This window comes from Proteus sp. TSJ240517 (assembly GCF_047921575.1).
Lineage (GTDB): Bacteria > Pseudomonadota > Gammaproteobacteria > Enterobacterales > Enterobacteriaceae > Proteus.
Window position 1 is genome coordinate 52,106 of the sequence record NZ_JBLRMH010000005.1, and the last position, 18,306, is coordinate 70,411.

General features: G+C 40.4%; 13 protein-coding genes and 3 tRNA genes. 12 read left to right on the forward strand and 4 right to left on the reverse strand.

Translation table 11 applies throughout. The features are described 5' to 3' along the window. Nucleotides 1-25: 25 nt before the first annotated feature. The 4 genes from pldA to yigL all read left to right on the forward strand — a co-directional run bounded on the left by pldA (nt 26) and on the right by yigL (nt 4,681). Nucleotides 26-901 carry a phospholipase A gene (gene pldA / locus ACNARN_RS10155; RefSeq protein ID WP_109372719.1) on the forward strand — a complete coding sequence of 292 codons (876 nt, stop codon included), beginning with the start codon at nt 26-28 and terminating at the stop codon, nt 899-901. A gap of 114 nt (nt 902-1,015) precedes the next feature. Further along, nucleotides 1,016-2,845 carry an ATP-dependent DNA helicase RecQ gene (gene recQ / locus ACNARN_RS10160; protein WP_198620239.1) on the forward strand — a complete coding sequence of 610 codons (1,830 nt, stop codon included), beginning with the start codon at nt 1,016-1,018 and terminating at the stop codon, nt 2,843-2,845. 18 nt (nt 2,846-2,863) lie between these two features. After that, entirely contained in the window at nt 2,864-3,868 is a 1,005-nt protein-coding gene (gene pldB, locus ACNARN_RS10165; RefSeq protein WP_198620238.1) for a lysophospholipase L2, read from the forward strand. 12 nt (nt 3,869-3,880) lie between these two features. After that, nucleotides 3,881-4,681 carry a sugar/pyridoxal phosphate phosphatase YigL gene (yigL, locus tag ACNARN_RS10170; protein WP_109372716.1) on the forward strand — a complete coding sequence of 267 codons (801 nt, stop codon included), beginning with the start codon at nt 3,881-3,883 and terminating at the stop codon, nt 4,679-4,681. A 70-nt stretch (nt 4,682-4,751) separates the two neighbouring features. On the opposite strand, the gene mscM is transcribed toward yigL, so the two are convergent. The 3 genes from mscM to rsgA form a co-directional block, all read right to left on the reverse strand. Then, complete coding sequence (mscM, locus tag ACNARN_RS10175; protein WP_198620237.1) at nt 4,752-8,087, reverse strand: miniconductance mechanosensitive channel MscM; 3,336 nt, start codon at nt 8,085-8,087, stop codon at nt 4,752-4,754. A gap of 22 nt (nt 8,088-8,109) precedes the next feature. Next, nucleotides 8,110-9,006 carry an archaetidylserine decarboxylase gene (gene asd / locus ACNARN_RS10180; protein ID WP_151436684.1) on the reverse strand — a complete coding sequence of 299 codons (897 nt, stop codon included), beginning with the start codon at nt 9,004-9,006 and terminating at the stop codon, nt 8,110-8,112. Between the two features lie 88 nt (nt 9,007-9,094). Beyond that, on the reverse strand, nt 9,095-10,153 hold the full coding sequence (gene rsgA, locus ACNARN_RS10185) for a small ribosomal subunit biogenesis GTPase RsgA (protein WP_416304438.1): 1,059 nt from the start codon (nt 10,151-10,153) through the stop codon (nt 9,095-9,097). Nucleotides 10,154-10,268: 115 nt separating this feature from the next. Between rsgA and orn the strand changes: the two genes are divergently transcribed. The 4 genes from orn to ACNARN_RS10205 all read left to right on the forward strand — a co-directional run bounded on the left by orn (nt 10,269) and on the right by ACNARN_RS10205 (nt 11,279). Further along, entirely contained in the window at nt 10,269-10,814 is a 546-nt protein-coding gene (gene orn, locus ACNARN_RS10190) for an oligoribonuclease (protein ID WP_109372712.1), read from the forward strand. 166 nt (nt 10,815-10,980) lie between these two features. After that, nucleotides 10,981-11,056: transfer RNA gene (locus tag ACNARN_RS10195), tRNA-Gly, on the forward strand. Between the two features lie 36 nt (nt 11,057-11,092). Continuing rightward, nucleotides 11,093-11,168 (forward strand) — tRNA-Gly (locus ACNARN_RS10200). Between the two features lie 35 nt (nt 11,169-11,203). Further along, a tRNA-Gly gene (locus tag ACNARN_RS10205) sits at nt 11,204-11,279 on the forward strand. A gap of 865 nt (nt 11,280-12,144) precedes the next feature. On the opposite strand, the gene queG is transcribed toward ACNARN_RS10205, so the two are convergent. Beyond that, nucleotides 12,145-13,299 carry a tRNA epoxyqueuosine(34) reductase QueG gene (gene queG / locus ACNARN_RS10210; RefSeq protein ID WP_109372709.1) on the reverse strand — a complete coding sequence of 385 codons (1,155 nt, stop codon included), beginning with the start codon at nt 13,297-13,299 and terminating at the stop codon, nt 12,145-12,147. A gap of 224 nt (nt 13,300-13,523) precedes the next feature. Between queG and tsaE the strand changes: the two genes are divergently transcribed. The 4 genes from tsaE to miaA are packed head-to-tail and all read left to right on the forward strand — an operon-like array spanning nt 13,524 to nt 18,288. Continuing rightward, nucleotides 13,524-13,991: a tRNA (adenosine(37)-N6)-threonylcarbamoyltransferase complex ATPase subunit type 1 TsaE gene (gene tsaE, locus ACNARN_RS10215; RefSeq protein WP_416304439.1), complete on the forward strand. Its 468-nt coding sequence runs from the start codon at nt 13,524-13,526 to the stop codon at nt 13,989-13,991. A gap of 13 nt (nt 13,992-14,004) precedes the next feature. Next, a complete protein-coding gene (locus ACNARN_RS10220) occupies nt 14,005-15,342 on the forward strand; it encodes an N-acetylmuramoyl-L-alanine amidase (protein WP_198620233.1) in 1,338 nt (445 codons plus the stop codon). 23 nt (nt 15,343-15,365) lie between these two features. Further along, complete coding sequence (gene mutL, locus ACNARN_RS10225; RefSeq protein ID WP_416304440.1) at nt 15,366-17,378, forward strand: DNA mismatch repair endonuclease MutL; 2,013 nt, start codon at nt 15,366-15,368, stop codon at nt 17,376-17,378. Then, complete coding sequence (gene miaA / locus ACNARN_RS10230; protein WP_196533568.1) at nt 17,347-18,288, forward strand: tRNA (adenosine(37)-N6)-dimethylallyltransferase MiaA; 942 nt, start codon at nt 17,347-17,349, stop codon at nt 18,286-18,288. The genes mutL and miaA overlap by 32 nt, the downstream gene beginning before the upstream one ends. Nucleotides 18,289-18,306: the final 18 nt, after the last annotated feature.

Consider the following 18,306-nt stretch of genomic DNA (forward strand, 5'->3'; position numbering starts at 1 on the left):
CAATAATGAGACAGGATAATTAACTATGCGTTACATCCGTTCTTTACTCGCGGTGGCTTTATTCTATCCAGCATGGGGATTTGCATCCGAAATACCAGCATCATCATCTCCTGCACCGCTTGTTCAGGGCAGTATTATTTCTGGTTTATTACAAGAATACGATTCACCTTTTGTTCTTTATCCTTATGAATCCAATTATATTATTTATACGAAAACCTCTGATATGAATAAAGAGGCTATTCAAAGTTATGATTGGGGGAATAAGGCTAAAAAAGATGAGGTGAAATTTCAACTCAGTCTTGCCTTCCCTTTATGGCGCGGTATTGCAGGTGAAAACTCTGTTTTAGCAGCATCTTATACCCAACGCTCTTGGTGGCAATTAAGCAATAAGAAAGAATCTGCCCCTTTCCGTGAGACAAACTATGAACCTCAACTCTTTTTAGGTTGGGCAACAGACTATAAATTTGCGGGTTGGACACTACGTGAAATAGAAACGGGTTTTAACCACGAATCGAATGGGCGCTCTGATCCCACATCTCGTAGTTGGAACCGTGCTTATGCACGTTTTATGGCGCAAAAAGGCAATTTGCAGCTGGATTTAAAACCTTGGTATCGCTTTAGTGAAAGTGCTCAACGTGATGATAATCCAGAAATTAATCGCTATATGGGCTATTACCGTTTAAAAGCAGGCTATCGCTTAGGCGATAGTGTGATCACTGCGACAGGGCGTTATAACTGGAACAGTGGCTATGGGGCGGCTGAATTAGGCTGGAGCTACCCAATTACTAAGCATGTACGCTTTTATACCCAAGTATTTAGTGGTTATGGCGAATCAATGATTGATTATAATTTTCGCCAGACACGGGTCGGTGTTGGCGTGATGCTTAATGATATGCTGTAATTTTCCCCGTTCTGGGTTAGCATAGCGCTATAAATGATGATGGCACCTTCACATTGGTGCCTTTTCTTTTACTCCTCATCATAGTTTTTATCAGCAGCTTTTCAGAGGAACGGCGTGTCCACAGCAGAAGTTCTTAATTCAATGCCATCAGCACAGGCTATTTTGCGAGAAACCTTTGGTTATCAGCAATTTCGCCCTGGTCAGCAAGAAATCATCCATACCATTACAACTGGGAGAGATTGTCTAGTTGTGATGCCGACAGGGGGTGGTAAATCCCTTTGTTATCAAATTCCCGCATTATTGCTTGATGGGCTGACTGTGGTTGTTTCGCCACTCATCTCACTGATGAAAGATCAGGTTGATCAACTTTGCCTTCATGGTATTGAAGCGGCTTATTTAAATTCAACCCAAACGCGTGAAGAGCAGTTTGATGTTCAAATACGTTGTCAAAAGGGTGAAATAAAACTGCTGTATATTGCCCCTGAACGTTTAATGATGGAGAGTTTTCTTCATCAATTAGTGCAATGGAAACCTGCATTATTAGCGGTTGATGAAGCGCATTGTATTTCACAATGGGGTCATGATTTTCGTCCTGAATATCGCGGTATAGGATTATTAAGACAATATCTTCCTGATGTGCCGATTATTGCACTGACGGCAACGGCGGATAATACAACACGTTTCGATATTATTAATCAGCTAGTGTTACGTGACCCTCTGATTCATATCAGCAGTTTCGATAGACCGAATATCCGCTACACTTTAGTAGAGAAATACAAACCGCTTGATCAACTTTGGCTATTTATTCGCGGTCAGAAAGGAAAATCTGGCATTATTTACTGTAACAGTCGCAGTAAAGTCGAAGAAACCGCCGAGCGCCTGAGTAAACGAGGATTAAGCATTGCGGGTTATCATGCAGGAATGGAAATAGCACAGCGTGCTAAAGTACAAGAAGCTTTCCAGCGAGATGATTTGCAAATTGTGGTTGCCACTGTTGCATTTGGTATGGGTATCAATAAACCCAATGTACGTTTTGTGGTTCACTTTGATATTCCTCGTAATATTGAATCCTATTACCAAGAAACAGGGCGTGCAGGGCGAGATGGATTGCCTGCTGAAGCGGTATTATTTTATGATCCTGCCGATATGGCGTGGTTGCGTCGTTGTTTAGATGAAAAGCCAGAAAGTGACCAAAAAGCGATTGAAATGCATAAGCTTAATGCGATGGGTGCATTCGCAGAAGCACAAACGTGCCGACGCTTAGTGTTACTTAATTACTTCGATGAACATCGACAAAATGCCTGCGGTAACTGTGATATTTGCCTTGATCCCCCTAAACAATATGATGGTTTAGTGGATGCCCAAAAAGCCTTATCCTGTATTTATCGCACAGGTCAGCACTTTGGTATCGGTTATATTGTTGAAATATTAAGAGGCGCGAATAATCAGCGTATTCGTGATTCTGGACACGATACATTACCTGTTTATGGTATTGGTAAAGCGCAAAGCCATGAACATTGGGTGAGTGTGATCCGCCAGCTTATTCATTTAGGTATGGTGACACAAAATATTGTCCATCGCTCTGCATTACAACTGACAGAGATGGCTAGACCAATCTTACGTGGTGAAGTGCCATTACAATTAGCCGTACCTAGATTATTAAGCCCGACAAAAAGCCGTAATCAACAAACAAAAAATACCCATAGACAGTACGATAGAAAATTGTTTGCGAAACTACGTAAATTACGTAAGTCTATTGCTGATGAAGAAAACATTCCGCCATTTGTCGTTTTTAATGATGTCACATTGATAGAAATGGCAGAGCAATGCCCCGTTTACCCTGATGAATTGTTATTAATAAACGGTGTTGGGCAACGAAAATTAGAACGATTTGGACCCGCGTTTATGACACTCATTCGTGACCATATTGAGGGCTTTGAATAACGCCAATAAGGAGAGCCAATGACAACCACCCTATTTAAATATTCGTGGTTATCTCGCGAAAAGCAGTTTTCTGCTTTTACGAACGGCGTCTTATTGGATTTTTGGAGCCAACGTGAAGAAGGTGAGTTTATTGGTGTTGATGGCGTCAAAATTCGTTATGTTCATTGGCGCTCACCATCGCACAATAAAGCACTGGTTATTGCTTCAGGTCGGAGTGAAAGCTATGTAAAGTATCCTGAAGTTGCGTTTGATTTCTTTCACTCAGGCTATGATGTTTTTCTTCTCGATCATCGAGGTCAAGGGCTTTCTGACCGACTTCTGGATGATACTCAAAAAGGGCATGTCGAAAAATTTAGTGATTATATTGATGATTTCTCAACTTTCGTCGATACGATTGTTTTGCCTTATCAATATAAACATTATTTTGCTTTAGCCCATTCAATGGGTGGCGCAATTTTAGCAGGCTATCTACTTCGACAGCCTGATGTGTTTAAAGCAGCAGCGCTATGTGCGCCGATGTTTGGCATTAAATTACCTATACCTCGCTGGGTGGCTAATTTTTTAGTTAACCGAGCAGAACAAAGTCAATCTGAAAGAAATAACTATGCGGTATCAACAGGTAAATGGTTTCCACTGCCATTTATCCTTAATGTGTTAACACATAGCCATGAGCGATATCGCCGGTATTTACGTTATTATGCTGATTTTCCAGAACTACGATTAGGCGGACCGACTTATCATTGGATGGGAGAAAGTCTAAAAATGGGAGATTGGTTAATTGAACATGCGGGAGAGATTAATACCCCTCTATTAGTGCTCGAAGCAGAGCATGATAAGGTGGTAGATAATCAAGAGCTAAGGGCTTTCTGTGAACGTTATAGTCAGTCCAGAACAAGAGAAGAAAAGCAAAAATTGCCACTGGTGATTGAGGGTGCGCATCATGAAATCTTGTTCGAAATAGATAAGCTACGCTCACAAGCATTAAATGAAATCTGTGAGTTTTATGATAAGCATTTATTTTAATCAGGAATGTGTATGTATTCGATAGTCGCTTCAGATCTTGATGGCACACTGTTATCACCTAATCATGTATTAACTCCCTATACGCAAGAAACCCTGCATCTACTTATTAATAAAGGCGTGCATTTTGTATTCGCAACAGGTCGTCATCATGTTGATGTTGCTCAAATTCGTGATGGATTAGGCATTAACGCTTATATGATAACCTCTAATGGTGCACGAGTGCATAACACTCATGGCGACCTTATTTTTAGCCAAGATCTTGAGCCTGAAATTGCTTATGACTTGTCTTTGTGTGTTTTTGATCACCCTGAAATTGAAACTAATATTTACGCTGGCGACTATTGGTATGTTAATAAAGAAATGCCAGGAGCTTGTGAGTTCTTTCGAGAATCGGATTTTAATTATGAGCTGTTTTGTAAAACAGGGTTTCCGACCACCAATGTCTGTAAGGTCTTCTTCACCTCTGATGATCATGAACTGTTGCTGACACTGGAAAGTGAAATTAATCAGCGCTGGGGTGATAAGGTCAATGTGAGTTTCTCACTGCGTAATTGCTTAGAGGTGATGGCGGGTGGTGTATCTAAAGGTGAAGCTCTCGAGAAAGTGGCTAAATTGATGCAACACACTGCCAAAGATGCAGTTGCGTTTGGTGATGGTATGAATGACAAAGAGATGCTACAGATAGCTGGTAAAGGTTGCATTATGGAAAATGCGCATCAGACATTAAAAGATTTACTCCCAAATATGGAAGTGATCGGAACTAATGCTGATGAAGCTGTGCCTCATTATTTACGTAAATTATACCAAGTGTGATCCTCCCTAAAAGAAAAGGCGAACAACGTGATATTGTTCGCCTTTTTTATATTCCAATAGAATAGATTAATTACAATCCACCGACTTCTCTTGGTGTTGCACGCATAGAGCTGCGGATTGTATTGCCCATCATATCCACTCTGGCTTGGAATGGTGGGAACGGTAATGGGATGCCATGCTCTGCAAAGGCTAAGAGAATATTTTGATGAATTTCATGTCTTGCTGGCATTCTGTGTCCCATCTCTGCGGCATAAACACGTAATTCAAAAATCTGAATACCTTGCTGTAAATCGACCAGATAAACCTCTGGTGCTGGGTTTTCTAAAATCATTGTAGAGCGTTTTGAGGCTTCTAATAACACATTTGTTACTTGCTCACTGTTACAGTCTGCTGGAGCAGGGATGGTCATTACGATACGAGTGACTGAATCTGAGAGTGACCAGTTAATAAATTGCTCTGTAATAAAAGCTTTGTTCGGTACGATAATTTCTTTTCTATCCCAGTCGGTTAAGGTAGTTGCCCGAGTGTTGATCTTAGAAATATTTCCAGTCAAATTCCGAATAGTGACGGTATCGCCAATACGGATTGGTTTTTCAAATAAGATCATCAAACCTGAAATGATGTTGGCAAAAATTTCTTGTAAGCCAAAACCTAATCCAACACCCATTGCCGCCACTAGCCACTGTAATTTTGACCACTCAATCCCTAATAAAGAGAAACCCACAATACTCCCAATTAAGGTGATGGTGTATTTGGTCATCGTGGTAATGGCGTAACCTGTACCCGGTGTTAAATCAAGGTGCTGTAAAATGGCCAACTCAAGTAAAGCAGGGAGATTTCGTACTAATTGGGTTGTAATAATAATGACAAGGATTGCCACTAAAATAGAACCCATCGTAATAGGTTGCACCGTGTTAACACCATTTACCGATGAGGTGACGTCCCAAAGTCGGATATTATCAACGAAAGAGAACGCGGTGTTTAATTCAGACCACAATAAGATCATCGAGACTAATGCAATCATCGTTAGAATAGAGCGAACTAAACCAATGGATTGCGCACTGATAGTATCAAGGTCTATTTCTTGAGCTTCAATTTCAAGCCCTACTGTGCTCTCACCACTGCTCCCAACAATCGTATTTTCATCTTCACCTTTTGCACGCTGAGCCAGAATTTCTGCACGCTTTTGTTTAGCTCGTTCAAAGGCTAATTTTCGGCGCTGAATAAGCATCCATCGCTGAATAATGTGGTAGATAATCAGTAGAGCAAACCAAATGGCGACAGACATTTCTAAACGACCGAGTAAGACAATCGATGTAGAAAGGTAACCTAAGACGGCGGCTAAACCTGCAATAACCGGAGCAAGCAGTAAGAACCACCATAAAATGGTATTGATAAGGTTATCGCCAGATCCATGTTTATCTAGATAAAGTGGGACGTGAGCTTTTTTAAGGCTAGAGGTAATAAAGCTTAGGGCGATACAGAGCAGTAAGAAACAGAAACGACCAACCGTTGGCGCAAATTCTCTATCGCTATAATATTCAAAGGTAACTAATGACATCATCAGCGGAACGATGACAAAAATAGAAAGCTGGTAAAAGCGCATCGCTTTTTTAACACGGCTCTCTTTCCATTTAAATTGAGCAATAAATAGACCGTTATGACGTGCAAAGGTTGCACTTATCATAAATAACCACAGCACAGGTGCTGCTGCTGTGACTCCATATCCAATCGCTCCCGCCATTGGATAACGCCATTCAACACTTTGTAAGCCATAACCTACAGCAGACCATAACAGAGGTAATGGCAACGCAATTAAAATAGACCAAAAAACCGTGCGTATCGTCAGTGAAAAGTGATCTTGTGTGACTTTACCAATACGGTTGCTGACTCTTTCAAGAAATGCGTTGTAGTGTTTTCGAGTGCGCAGACTAAAGCCCACAATAGATAAAGTGACAAATAGGAACAAAAAGGTATCTTGATTTTTAAGCATGCTGACAGCCGCATGACCTAATTGTGAGAAGGTATCTAGCGAAAGCAATCGAGTGATATCTTTGACTAATAAAACCGGATAATTAAATTTGATAGGGCTGATATCAGCAACCCAGAACATATAACGGTTTGTGGCGTCTTTTGTCTCTTTTAATGCATCCGCTAATTGTGTTGTCGCCACTTTTAGTTTTGTTAACTCAAGAATTTGAGAGTCATAACCGGATAACAACGAATTCAATAATTCATGACGTGCTTGGATAAGAGAATCAAAAATATATTGCTGAGCTTCAGGCAATTTAGAGCCATCTGCGGTTTCTGGCGGCTGGATCTTACTTAAGTTTTCCAGCATATCCTCATAGCCTAAACGTTCGACACGTAACTGAATAATATCTCTATCAAGTTCTTGTGAACGAGGCATTTCAGGTAAGCGGGAAAGCTGTGTTCTTAATGCTTCGCCTAATGCTGTTGAGCCACTTAACCACTGTGCTTGCTCTCGAATAGTGGTAAGCGTTTGGCGAACTTGTTGTGTCTGCTGGGTGGTAATGCGTTGTTTTTCTGATAACTCACTCATTTCCTGTGTTTGTTTATTCAGGATTTGAGAGAGTTCACGGTTAGTTTGGATCTGTTTTGTCAGAAACTCAGGGAGCTCACCACCTTTCTCCGCTAACATCTCTGTTTTTTCTAATGCCAGATCAGCCACTTCTTGGCGCTTTATATTTAATAAGCTACGCAATTGTTGTAGTTGCACATCAAGACGCTGATAGCGTTTTTTAAATAATTCTAAGCGAAGGCGAGCAATTTCTTGGCGGTTATTAGCCGAAAGTTGTGCCATTTCAAGCTCATTAACCATTGCTTTACGTGCGGTGACTTCAGCTTGTGTTAGCTTATTTTGTGCCTCTGTTAACGGTGTTGTTGACGCACTGGCAGCCGCGAGTCTTGCTGTTGCATCGCTGAGTAAACGGCGCGCTTCAGAAAGCTGTTGGGGTAATAAGTTTAAAGATTCGCTAATTTCTCGGCTTTTATCTTGCTCTTGTTGCTGAAGCCTTGCTTGTTCCATTAATTGGCTACTGATTTGAATAATTTTCTGTTCTAAATCAGGGATGCTAATTTTTTCTGGAATAGTAGGAACAGCATGGCTTTCTTCTAGAAGTTTAGTTCTTAGCTCTTGCGTGATTTGAGGGTAATCATCAATGGTTTTTTGATAATTATCTGCATTCGTTTGCGCTTTTTCACCATCATTAATCCAATTGATAGTGCCTTGTAGCGCCTGAACTGCCTCAATATCTTGAGGATTGGTACTTCCTTCAAGTTGTTTAATATCTTGACGTAATTTCTCTACATCCGCTGATATTGCAGATGTGCTTAACGAAAGCGTCAAAAAGAGCGAGAAGAAAAGACTGATTATCAGGCGCACAAAGGTTACTCCGAATTACGTGTTATTCACTGATGGCATTATTGTCATTACCAGCGACATTGATGATGGAACCCAATTGTTCCCCCATTAATGTAACGGAGCCATTCATAAGATCTTTATTCAGTTGAACGGTATTTTCTGGGAAAAGGTTGATGACCGTTGAGCCTAACTTAAATCGACCCATTTCTTCACCTTTTTTCAAGAATATCGCTCCTGCTTTATCCGCTTGAGGATATGTCCAACGTTTAATAATACCTTCACGAGGTGGCGTTACCATGCCACACCAAACCGTTTCAATACTACCAACAATTGTTGCACCAACTAGAATTTGTATCATTGGACCAAATTGAGTTTCAAAGAGGCAAATAATACGTTCATTACGTGCAAATAAGTTAGGGACATTAGCCGCTGTTAATGGATTAACAGAGAAGAGATCGCCTGGAACATAAATCATCTCTTTTAATAAACCATCACAAGGCATGTGAACGCGGTGGTAATCACGAGGTGAAAGATAAGTCGTAATAAACTGACCATTACGGAATTTATCTGCCAGCATAAAATTACCTGCAAGTAACGCTTCAAGGGTGTAATGATGTCCTTTGGCTTGCAGAATTTGATCGTCTTGAATAAGACCGAGTTGGCTTACTGCGCCATCAGCAGGCAATGCAAGTTGGTCATCACCTTCGATAATAGGACGAGCGCCGTCTTTTAATGCACGAATAAAGAAATCGTTGAATGAAGAATAAGCTTGGAACTGGCTATCTTTTGCTTCATTCATATCGACTTTATAGGCTTTAGCAAAGGCTTTGATCGCAAATTGGGTAATTACACCCGCTTTTTTGTTTGCAAACCAACCTGCTAGCTGTGTGAGCCATAATTTAGGCAATAAATACTGTAGTTTAATTTTTAGCTTGTCCAAAATGGCAACCTCTGGGATTGAACGATAAAAAATAGACAAAAGGGGTCTATTGTACCTACCCTTAATAGGGTTGTCAGTGAATCAATTATTAAGAGTCTAAATTAATGTTCTTACGAACTTTCACCTGACTCATACTTTCTAAAATACGATGGTAATTTTCAAAGCGCGTTTCTGAGATCTCACCGTTATTTACGGCTTCACTAATTAGGCAACCTGGATCGTCTAAGTGCTTACAATCGCGGAATTTACAACCACCAAGGTACGGTCTGAATTCAATAAATCCTTTTGTTACTTGCTCTGGCGTTAAGTGCCATAAACCAAATTCACGTACACCCGGAGAGTCAATGACATCTCCTCCTTGTGGGAAATGGTAAAGGCGTGATGCTGTTGTGGTATGCTGGCCTAAACCCGAGTTATCAGACACCTGATTAACTAGAATACTTTCTTCCATTGGTGGTAATAAGGTATTGAGTAAGCTTGATTTTCCGACCCCAGATTGCCCCGCAAAAATGGAGATACGGTCAATCAACTCTTGTGTCAATGCATCAAGACCTTCTTTGGTGTAGCTAGAGACTTCAAGAACACGATAACCAATATCTTTATAAGTTTGCATCCATTCACTGACAGTCTTACGGCTTTCCTCGTCTAACATATCGATTTTATTGAGTACAATCAGAGGCTCAACGTTTAAAGTCTCACATGCGACAAGGTAACGGTCGATAATATTTAAAGAAAGTTCAGGCAAAATAGCCGAAACGATAATAATTTGATCAATATTAGCAGCAATAGGCTTAATGCCATCATAATAGTCAGGACGAGTAAGTACTGAAGTTCGTTCGTGTACAGCTTCTACAATACCATTTACGCGGACATTTTCTTGTGTTTGTAGCGCAGGACGCCAAACAACTTTATCACCCGTTACCAGTGATGAAATTGTGCGTCGAATATTGCATCGTGTAATAGTGCCGTCAGCCGCTTCGATATCTGCATGTTGACCAAAACGGCTGATCACTAAGCCTTCGGTCGCTTCGCCTAATTGCGTATCGTCTAATTCAACGTGGTTTTTTTTCTCTTTGCTCTGCAAACGCTTTTTATGATTTTCTTGTACTCGGCGTTGCTGGCCTTTAGATAATTTACGTTTTGTCACCGATCCTCACTTGTATTATTCGGTTAGATGTTCTTCTGTCGTGCTTATTGAGTAAACGCGCTATGATAAACGCTAAAATATCATGTCTCACACTTAGAAACAGCTAGGATATATTATGTCAAAAAGCGAGAACAATCTGATCTGGATAGATCTGGAAATGACAGGTCTTGATCCTGAATGTGACCGTATCATCGAAATTGCCACTATCGTGACAGATCCTCAACTTAATATTTTAGCCGAAGGCCCTGTAATTGCAGTACATCAATCTGATGAACAATTAAGTTTAATGGATGAATGGAATACACGTACCCATACTGGTAGTGGCTTAGTTGAGCGCGTAAAAAACAGTTCATATGATGACAATTCAGCACAAAAAGCGACAATTGAATTCCTAGAAAAATGGGTACCAAAAGGCGTATCACCTATCTGTGGTAATAGTGTGGGGCAAGATAGGCGTTTTCTATACCGTTACATGCCAGAGCTAGAGCAATATTTTCACTACCGTTATCTTGATGTGAGTACATTAAAAGAATTAGCACGTCGTTGGAAACCTGAAATTTTAGAAGGTTTTGAGAAAAAGAATACTCATCAGGCATTGGATGATATTCGTGAGTCCATTGCAGAGCTAGCTTATTATCGTAAAACCTTTATTAAAGAGTAAAAAGCGTGCATTCATGATTGATATTGCATCATTGTGATGATTTTATCGGCATGTAATCAAAAAAACGTATTTTTTTGTTGATAAGGGCTTGCGGTTAAGCATTTTTCTCGTATAATGCGCTTCCCGTACCGATGAAGAATTTCGTTTGTACGGGTGTAAGAAAGACGCGGGAATAGCTCAGTTGGTAGAGCACAACCTTGCCAAGGTTGGGGTCGCGAGTTCGAGTCTCGTTTCCCGCTCCAATCTTTCTTAGGCAGTTATGAGTAGTGTTATGCGACGCGGGAATAGCTCAGTTGGTAGAGCACAACCTTGCCAAGGTTGGGGTCGCGAGTTCGAGTCTCGTTTCCCGCTCCAAATCTTTCACTTATAATTGTCAAAACTTACCAAATGCGGGAATAGCTCAGTTGGTAGAGCACAACCTTGCCAAGGTTGGGGTCGCGAGTTCGAGTCTCGTTTCCCGCTCCAAGTTTTTCTCTTCTAGTTTTATTCTTCTAATCAAAAATCAATACGTTATCCTAATAGTCTACGGCTAAGTAGCGCTTTCATATCTCGTCTACCATCAGTAATAACGTAAATAATAATTTGCCGAAATTTATGAATACCTAAAGTTTGTAACTCATAAGGTACAGTTGCTTTATTCGCTAGTCTAAAATATAACCAAAAAATCTTTATTTTTTCTCTCGCTTTTTTAAATATCGACTACACTGTTTTAGGGTGCAGATTAGGGAATTTTACTTAATACTCGTAAAGAGAGTGTGTTGGATTATTGTTCAAAAAAGAAAATGTCATTAATACATGTAAGATCAAGCTATTTTTTTGTGATCTATCTTTGATCTTTGCTTGCATTTCTATTTTGACAGCACTAGAATGTGCGCCTTTCCTCATTTAGAGGGGAAATTAGAGGCAAGATCATTTTTTAGGTTTTAGGCCTTTATTCTGTTAAACATGCATTGAATAGTATTTTAGAAAAAGAAAAGGGTTTCTCAGGCTTTTCTTTAAAAAAATGTGATATATATTCTACTATTCTTAAAATCTTCCCAAATCGATTTATCCACAGTGAGATGCTAATAACCACCGCATCTAAGCACTATTTATTTTTTTACTGCACAGAGTTATCCACAAGCACGTATCCTTAAGTGATAAGGATATTATTCTCTTCAACAAATTGATTGGATTTTATATCTAATTGATAACTAAGTTTATTTTAATTTTTTTAAATTTTGAGTCTTAGTTCGCTTGAATTTTTTTTTCATGTTGATAGGCAAGGGATTTTTATTTTATTCACAGAGGAAATTAATGGTTATTCGTAATGCGTTTATCCTGTTAAAAATTAAGCGTCACGAGGTAAGCCTTTAGTTATCGCCCTTACTAAGCGTTTTTGTTGTGAAGTCTGTATTTTTACTTCTTTTTCATTTCTCTTCGCTGTCTGCTGTGCAATCGCCCAGTTTAAATGTTCATCTAAAACATCACTCAATCCAAAGCGTTCTTGCAAGGCAAGTATAATTTTATCTTGATAAGGTGCATTTCCTAACGCCACGCTAATATTTCTAAGCCAACGTAAATAACCAATACGACGGATCGGCGAACCTTCAGTGATACGCAAAAATTTATCTTCATTCCATTGAAAGAGATCGAGTAATTCTGGAGTATGAAGTGCTCTTCTTGGTGAAAAATCTTCTTCGTCAGTCAGTGATGAAAAACGATTCCAAGGACAGATAAGCTGGCAATCATCACAACCATAAATGCGATTACCCATTAGAGGGCGAAATTCTTCAGGAATAGCACCATCGAGTTCGATAGTGAGATAAGAAATACAGCGACGAGCATCAATAGTATAAGGTTCAACAATGGCACCTGTCGGACAGGTTGTCATACAGGCGACACATTTACCGCATTGCTCTTCAACTGGGCTATCAATAGGTAACGGCAAATCAATCAGTAGTTCACCAAGGAAAAACCAAGAGCCTGCTTGATTATTAATAACAAGTGAGTGTTTACCAACCCAGCCAAGTCCTGCCTTAACAGCTAATGGGCGTTCCATAATAGGGGCTGAATCAACGAAAGGACGAAAGTTGACTACCCCTTGATATTCAAATTGCTGACAATATTGTGAAATTTTTTCGCCGAGTTTTTTAAGACGCTGCCTTAATACTTTGTGATAATCCCGACCAAGCGCATAACGGCTGATATAGCCTTGTTCTGGGTTATTTAAGGTTCGTGCAAAAGCCGCATCCGTGGGGAGATAATTCATTCTGACACTGATAACGCGTAATGTACCCGGAACCAGTTCATGAGGTCTGGCTCGTGTCATTCCATACTTTTCCATCCATGCCATTTCACCATGATATTGCTTATCTAACCAAGCTTGCAGGCGAGGTTCTTCAAGTGATAAGTCAGTATCACATATCCCTGTTTGTTGAAAACCTAGCTCAGAACCCCATAATTTAATGTTTTGAGCGAGAAGATTAAGATCGAGTGATGACATGAATAAACCGAATCAGTAGGTAAGAGGTGAGTCCTAAGAGCGCGCAGTGTATCATAGTGAGGCGGTAGGAAAAATCCTCGCAATAAATAGATTTATGGTATGGTTATTTGATAGTAATTTCGATAACTATTTGCCTTAAGAAAACATATAAAGCTTAGTATTTGATGTTCTCCAACGATCTCTCTTTATTAAGCCGTTATAACTTAACAATAGATTATATAAATATGAAAGAATGGGTTGTTACATTAGAAGATGAAGCGGCAACAGTTGAACTAGGGCGTACTGTTGCAATAGCGACGGATCATAGCGGATTGATCATTTATTTATATGGCGATCTTGGTGCTGGAAAAACAACCTTTAGCCGAGGCTTTTTACAAGCGCTTGGTCATCAAGGGCATGTTAAAAGCCCAACATATACATTAGTTGAGCCTTATATGCTTTCGCCAAATCCTGTTTATCATTTTGATCTCTATCGTTTAGCTTCCGCTGAAGAGCTGGAATTTATGGGAATACGCGACTATTTTGAACAAGATGCGTTATGTCTTGTTGAATGGCCATCTCAAGGTGAAGGCTTTTTACCTAACGCAGATTTAGAACTTCATTTAAGCTACGAAGATGAAGCTCGAAAAGCGCGTTTTGTTGCCCTTTCACCAAGAGGGAACACTGTTTTATCCCGTATTCAGTCTGCATAAAGGAATATTGATTATGTCGAGTCTCATCACTACTGTGAGTCAAAGTCAGCGCTATGTTGTTGCCTTTCTGTTGGTTGTTTTGTCTTTATTTTTTGTGCAAATAGCACAAGCCGCTACTGTGACAGAAGTAAAAGCAGAAAACGGTATTTCAGCAACAACCCTTACATTTACTTTTAGTGATGGGAAGCCTAGTTATCGATATTACTCATTAAAAAGTCCTGACCGTTTGGTGATGGACTTTAAACAGGGTACAAAAATCACGGGATTACCAGTAACATTAGGCAATGGGCAGTTAGTCCATAAAATTCGCTCAACGCAATCAAAAGATAGCCAATACCAAAGTATGGTCGTGGAGCTTGCTCAGCCTGTTGTGGTGACTGAAAGTTTGATGAATGTAAGTGGTGGCTATAAGTTAGTGCTTACTATCAAAGCTATGAATGCTCGACAAAATAGCAATGCCCAATCGACAGTAAGTGTTGTTGCGTTATCACCAACTGCAACTGCAACAGCAACGACATCACATTCAAGTGCAAATACAAATCGGGAAATGGCGCCTTTAATGACTAAGCCAGTAACCGAGGTTACGCCTGTTGTTCCCATTGCAAAACCACGCACCACACCTTCAAAACCGCAAGCAGGCTCTCGCCAAATTATTATTGCGATAGATGCGGGTCATGGTGGGCAAGATCCCGGTGCGATTGGTCAGAAAGGTAATCGTGAAAAAGACGTAACGCTAAGTGTGGCAAGAAAGTTAGAAGCTCGCTTACGTAATGATCCTATGTTTAAGCCTGTTCTAACACGCAGCGGCGATTATTTTATCTCAGTTGCGGGGCGTTCTGAAGTCGCCCGTAAGCAAAGTGCAAATATGTTAGTGTCTATTCATGCAGACTCAGCACCCAATCGTAGTGCAAGAGGCGCTTCTGTATGGGTGCTTTCTAATCGTCGTGCAAACAGTGAATTAGGTAAGTGGCTTGAGCAAAGCGAGAAACAATCTGAATTACTCGGTGGTGCGGGTGATGCATTAGACGGGGCTGATCCTTATTTAAGCCAAACAGTACTCGATTTACAGTTTGGTAATTCACAGCGAGTGGGTTATGACGTTGCCGTTGCTGTATTGTCTGAACTAAGAAAAGTGGGTTCACTACATAAGAAAACACCAGAGCATGCAAGCTTAGGTGTTTTACGTTCACCCGATATCCCTTCAATTTTAGTTGAAACAGGCTTTATCAGTCATGCGTCAGAAGAGCAATTACTGATTTCTGATGCTTATCAAGAGAAACTTGCGGCATCTATTCACGCTGGTTTAAGAAATTATTTTCTGGCTCACCCTTTACAAAACGCGCCTAATTGATTGAGTAGAATGGAATAAAGGTAATGGCGATAAATTTATTACCTCCTCAGCTTGCAAACCAAATTGCCGCAGGGGAAGTTGTTGAAAGACCCGCCTCTGTTGTTAAAGAGTTGCTGGAAAATAGTTTAGACGCAGGCGCGACCTCAATTGATATTGATATCGATAAAGGTGGCGCCAAGCTAATTCGCATTCGTGATAATGGATGCGGTATCAATCGTGATGATTTGAAGTTAGCACTTGCTCGCCATGCAACTAGCAAAATATCAAGTCTTGATGATCTCGAAGCCATAATGAGTATGGGTTTTCGTGGAGAAGCATTAGCGAGCATTAGCTCAGTTTCTCGTTTAACGCTGACATCGCGTACTCAAGATCAAGAAGAGGCATGGCAAGCTTACGCCGAAGGCCGAGATATGGCTGTGACGGTTAAGCCTGCGGCTCATCCCGTAGGAAGTACGGTTGAAGTCCTTGATCTGTTTTATAACACGCCAGCAAGGCGTAAGTTTTTACGTACTGAAAAAACAGAGTTTGCACATATTGATGAAGTGGTGCGCCGCATTGCGTTATCGCGCTTTGATGTCTCCATCAATCTTACTCATAACGGTAAACGTGTTCGGCAATACCGTGCAGTGAAAGATGAAAGTCAGCAAAATCGCCGTTTGAGTGCGATTTGTGGTAATAATTTTGTCAACCAATCAATGCAGTTATCGTGGGAACATGGTGATTTAGCAATAAAAGGTTGGGTAGAACATCCTTTATCACCTGTGCAAAGTAGTGAAATTCAGTATTGTTATGTGAATGGACGAATGATGCGTGATAGATTGATTAATCATGCTATTCGTCAAGCCTATGATGGGTATTTACAAGGAGAGCAGCAACCCTCTTACATCTTGTATTTAAGCGTTGATCCTCACCAAGTTGATGTTAACGTCCATCCTGCTAAACATGAAGTTCGCTTCCATGAGTCTCGTTTGGTTCATGATTTTATCTATCAAGGTGTGCTGAGTGTTTTACGACAAGCAACGCAAGAGTCTTTATCACTCACTTCAGATGATGAAGAAGAACACGAAACAGCGTTAAACTTTCCTGAAAATCGTCAAGTTGCGGGTGAAAACGTATTTTCTCAGCCTTATCAAGCACCCGTAGCTCAAACTCCGAAAAATACATCATCATCACACCAATTCAGTGAACGAGAGCACAACAATAACTCACCTCAAAAGCAAGCCTCTCAATTTGGAGATCGTCGTCAGTTTGGTGAGAGCTATCAACGGACACAAGGCGCGCTTTATCAAAAAATGATGCAAGAAAGTATCTCTACATCAAAAGATAAAGAGAAAATACCACTATTTCCTGACCGTGCCCCATTGAATTTAGGTGAAATCGTTCATACAACTAATAATATCGAAGAAGATACTATTTCGGTGATGCCTCGTTCTGTCAATGCGAAAGATGGACGAACTGATTATACTTTTGGGCGAGTATTGGCAATTTATCAGCACAAATATGCGTTAATAGAATCTTCACAAGGTCTTGGGTTGTTATCATTGGAAGAAGCAGATTTTCTGTTAAAATGTGCGCAATTACTGCCTAAAGATGAAACATTGAAGCCACAACCTTTGCTAGTGCCTTTAAAGTTGGCATTGAGTAAAGAGGAGATTAGCGTATTCAATCAGTTTCAATCGCTAATCAGTCATTTCGGGATCGTTATCGAAATTTCTCACGGTAAAGCAACAATACATGCTGTGTCGTTACCTTTGCGCCAGCAAAATTTACCTATGTTACTGACAGCATTATTAGCCTATTTGTCAGCAGAGCAATCTTGTACCGAGCAACAACTTGGACAGTGGTTTGCAAAACAATTAGGTGCAGAGCAAGCACAGTGGTCGCAAGCTCAAGCAGTAGGACTATTGGCTGATATTGAAAGACTTTGTCCGCAATATGTCAGACGGCCAGCAAAAAACTTATTACAATTAATAGAATTACAATCGGTGGTAGCGGCATTAAATAATGAGCGAAGTAAACACGCAAATAAAACCTAAAGCAATTTTCCTAATGGGGCCTACAGCGTCAGGTAAAACGGCATTAGCAATTGCACTAAGACAAAAGTTGCCTGTAGATATTATTAGTGTGGACTCTGCGCTTATCTATCGTGGTATGGATATTGGTACTGCAAAGCCAGATGCGACAGAGCAATCGCTTGCGCCACATCGATTAATTGATATTCTAGACCCCGCATTACCCTATTCCGCAGCTGATTTTCGACGTGATGCATTAAATGCCATGGAAGAAATTACCGCAGCTGGGCGAATTCCACTATTAGTGGGCGGGACTATGCTATATTTTAAAGCGTTACTTGAAGGTCTATCGCCTTTACCCAGTGCAAATCCTGATGTTCGTGCTGAAATAGAGAAAAAAGCAGCAGAACAAGGGTGGGAGGCAATACATAAAGAGTTAGCATTAGTTGATCCTGTTGCAGCACAACGGATCCATCCTAATGATCCTCAACGACTTTCTCGTGCACTAGAAGTTTACCTGATTTCAGGTAAGACAATGACAGAATTGACAAAAATATCAGGCGAGTCTTTGCCCTATGATGTTTATCAATTTGCGATTGCTCCGAAAGATAGAAATGTTCTTCACCAACGCATTGAAGCTCGTTTTAAACAGATGTTAACGTGTGGATTTGAAGATGAAGTAAAATCATTATATGAACGGGGCGATCTGCATGAAGATTTACCTTCTGTACGTTGTGTCGGTTATCGCCAGATGTGGTCATATTTATCTGGCGAAATAGATTATGATGAGATGGTTTATCGAGGGATCTGCGCTACCCGGCAATTAGCGAAGCGACAAATCACCTGGTTAAGAGGTTGGAATGACATTCACTGGCTTGATAGTGAAGATCCAAAACAATCTCTTGACACTGTTTTGCAGGTAGTTAGTGCATAGATGGTAGGTTTGTGTAAA

Coding starts and splice junctions, on each gene's coding strand:
- queG (WP_109372709.1), bottom strand. CDS start 13,299: ATGTCATCACTCGATCTTAATCTTCTCGCTCAAAACATTAAATTATGG.
- tsaE (WP_416304439.1), top strand. CDS start 13,524: ATGAAAGAATGGGTTGTTACATTAGAAGATGAAGCGGCAACAGTTGAA.
- mutL (WP_416304440.1), top strand. CDS start 15,366: ATGGCGATAAATTTATTACCTCCTCAGCTTGCAAACCAAATTGCCGCA.
- pldA (WP_109372719.1), top strand. CDS start 26: ATGCGTTACATCCGTTCTTTACTCGCGGTGGCTTTATTCTATCCAGCA.
- ACNARN_RS10220 (WP_198620233.1), top strand. CDS start 14,005: ATGTCGAGTCTCATCACTACTGTGAGTCAAAGTCAGCGCTATGTTGTT.
- yigL (WP_109372716.1), top strand. CDS start 3,881: ATGTATTCGATAGTCGCTTCAGATCTTGATGGCACACTGTTATCACCT.
- miaA (WP_196533568.1), top strand. CDS start 17,347: ATGAGCGAAGTAAACACGCAAATAAAACCTAAAGCAATTTTCCTAATG.
- pldB (WP_198620238.1), top strand. CDS start 2,864: ATGACAACCACCCTATTTAAATATTCGTGGTTATCTCGCGAAAAGCAG.
- orn (WP_109372712.1), top strand. CDS start 10,269: ATGTCAAAAAGCGAGAACAATCTGATCTGGATAGATCTGGAAATGACA.